The 2614-nt window shown below is 53.8% G+C and carries 2 protein-coding genes and 1 pseudogene; all 3 read right to left on the reverse strand.

Going from position 1 to position 2614, the window contains the following annotated elements; genetic code table 11:
• Positions 1–141: 141 nt before the first annotated feature.
• On the reverse strand, positions 142–1107 hold the full coding sequence (gene astE, locus OH663_RS25900) for a succinylglutamate desuccinylase (protein WP_048221603.1): 966 nt from the start codon (positions 1105–1107) through the stop codon (positions 142–144).
• A 3-nt stretch (positions 1108–1110) separates the two neighbouring features.
• Positions 1111–2442 carry an N-succinylarginine dihydrolase gene (gene astB, locus OH663_RS25905; RefSeq protein WP_200011623.1) on the reverse strand — a complete coding sequence of 444 codons (1332 nt, stop codon included), beginning with the start codon at positions 2440–2442 and terminating at the stop codon, positions 1111–1113.
• Positions 2439–2614: pseudogene (gene astD / locus OH663_RS25910) on the reverse strand (succinylglutamate-semialdehyde dehydrogenase); the annotation flags it as partial. The gene astB and the pseudogene astD, both read right to left, overlap by 4 nt.

Raw genomic sequence — 2614 nt, forward strand, 5'->3', positions numbered from 1 at the left:
ATACCTGAACTCTGATTATTAAGAAAGCAACTTACCAGGAATAATCTGTAATATATCCTTTATCTTCCAAATTATATTTTTGTAGCTGCTCTGGCTTACCCCAGTTACCTGATTATCTGGTTCCTGGGGCAAATATTTCAGTCACAACCTTTCCAGCATCAACCCGGCACGTAAGCCACAAGCCACATTGGGGTTTGGAAAGAGAACATATTCAACATCGTGGGTGACAATAAAACGCTCATCGCCATCCTGTGCCAGCAACGTCCCCTCCCTGAATGGCGTAAAGTTCAGCGTCTGGTTATCCATATGCAAAATAAAATCGTCGCTACGCCGTGTAATTTGCGACACCACGCGATAGCGCACCGGGAATGTGTCCTCTGCACCACTACATTCCCCCTTCAGCAAACAGGCCAGCGCATCTGCTGTCTGCGCAAATTGAGTCAGATCGTTTTGTCCAAACGGCAATGCTTTACCCAGTTCCAGCGTACAAGCCAGCGCACCAAAATGCTCTCCGCTAAAGTGAGTGAACGTTCCGCCCGGCGCCTGATGGAAAACCAGCGCCTCCAGCCCCGCATCCCCCAACCAGGACAGAAACCCTTCGTCCCACGGCACGTTGCGCTGCGGCAATACACCGAAGCGCAGATGATGTGAACCACGAATAGCGGTATGGAGATCCAGATGCCAACGCACCGTCTCTGTTGCACGTGAATAAAAATCCTCCAGACACAGCTCCAGCTCACGGGCTCGCAGCGTTTCACCACTTGCGGCAAATATCTGCCATCGACCGCCAAACATGCGATTCAGATCGCTATGACAATAGCGCTTACCCGCAGTCAGCGCCTGCGGATTACCCAGTATCACCAACATTCGCCAGGTTAAAGTCAGCTTGCCGCTAAACAATCCTGACAACAACACATCAAGCATTTCTACCGGTGCAGTTTCATTGCCATGTATACCAGCGGAAAGCACCAGCGAACGTTCAACCGGAGCAAGAGGCGTAAGTTCCAGAATGCCATGTCCGCGCCACTGCCAGTTAAAACCATGTGCTTTACCCTGGATAGTATCCGGCGCAGTACCCGCGAGCGTCAGGGCAAGAAAATTTTCCATAGCTCACAGCTCCTGCTGGAAGGGGTAAACAGAACCGAGGTTCAGTAATTGTGTCAGCGAATCCAGCGCTTCGCGGCCTTCACGCAGCAGTTGCGGGTCGGCGAGATCAGCGGCGGTCAGACGATCCCGGTAGTAACGGTCGACCCAGTTATTCAGCGTATTGAATAACGTATCATTCATGATAACCGCCGGATTAACAGCTTGTAGCTCTTGTGGGGTTAATACTACCCGTAGGCGCAGACAAGCAGGACCACCGCCGTTAGACATACTTTCCCGCAGATCAAATACCCGCAGATCGTTGATCGGGTTATCACCTTCCAGCACATGGTGCAGATAACGCCATACGCCAGCATGTTCCCGGCACTCCTGCGGTAAAATCAGCATCATCGAGCCATCATCACAACTCAACAACTGGCTGTTAAACAGGTATGTCGCTACCGCATCCTGCACTGAAACTTCCGCTGAGGGCACTTCAAGCGCAGTAAATCCAGCCACCTGTGTACGTAGCTGACTCAACAACGCTTGCTGTCTGGCAAACGCCAGCTCATGGCAAAACAACACCTGACGATTCGACACCGCAATAACATCGTTATGGAAGACTCCGAGATCGATGACATCCGGGTTTTGTTGGGCAAAAATTAGCTGATGCGGGTTAACCTGATTCAACCGCGCCACGGCTTCGCTGGCCTCGCGGGATTGCCGCGCCGGATAGCGCTTCGGTTGCGTTGCATTTCCCTCTTCGCGGCCATAAACAAACAGCTGTACACCAGGCCCGCCGTAGTCACCACCGAGACGGTTATGGTTCGCCGCCCCTTCATCGCCCAGCAACGCGACCTGCGGCAGCACACCGTGAACCGAAAAGGTTTTCTCATCGCGGAAAATCGCCCGCAACAGCGATTCAGTGGTCGGTGCTTCCAGCGAACGGTGGAATTTATTATTCAGGTTGGCAACCGTCAGATGCACTTTCCCATCCAGCGAATCAGCAGAAGGACAAACCGTTGCCGCATTCGCCACCCACATTGGCGATGCGGAGCTGACGCTGGAGAGCCAGTGAGGCGCCTGGCGCGCCACCTTTTCCAGCACCTGCTCGTCGCTGCCGCTGAATCCAAGCTGGCGCAGCGCCGGAATAAACGGACGTTCATGGGGAGGGATCACCGCCTGAGGAAATCCCGCATCCGCCAGCGCTTTCATCTTTAACAGACCCTGCTTTGCCGCCAGACGGGGATTCGACACCTGAAAACGGTGTTGCGTCGAAGCCTCATTGCCAAATGACAACCCAGCATAGTGATGCGTCAGCCCTACCAGCCCGTCGAAATTGACCTCACGCGCTTTCATATTTTACCCTCGCGTGAAAAATCCAGTCCCGGACTAAGGGCCGCAGGCAGCGTTAATAGTGGTGACTCCAGACTCGCCATCGGCCAGGCGCAATAATCTGCGGCATACCAGGCACTGGCGCGATGGTTCCCGGATGCGCCTACCCCACCAAATGGCGCAGTGCTTGCCGCAC

The sequence above is a fragment of the Citrobacter sp. Marseille-Q5395 genome (genome assembly GCF_947057495.1).
Taxonomy (GTDB): Bacteria; Pseudomonadota; Gammaproteobacteria; order Enterobacterales; family Enterobacteriaceae; genus Citrobacter; species Citrobacter murliniae.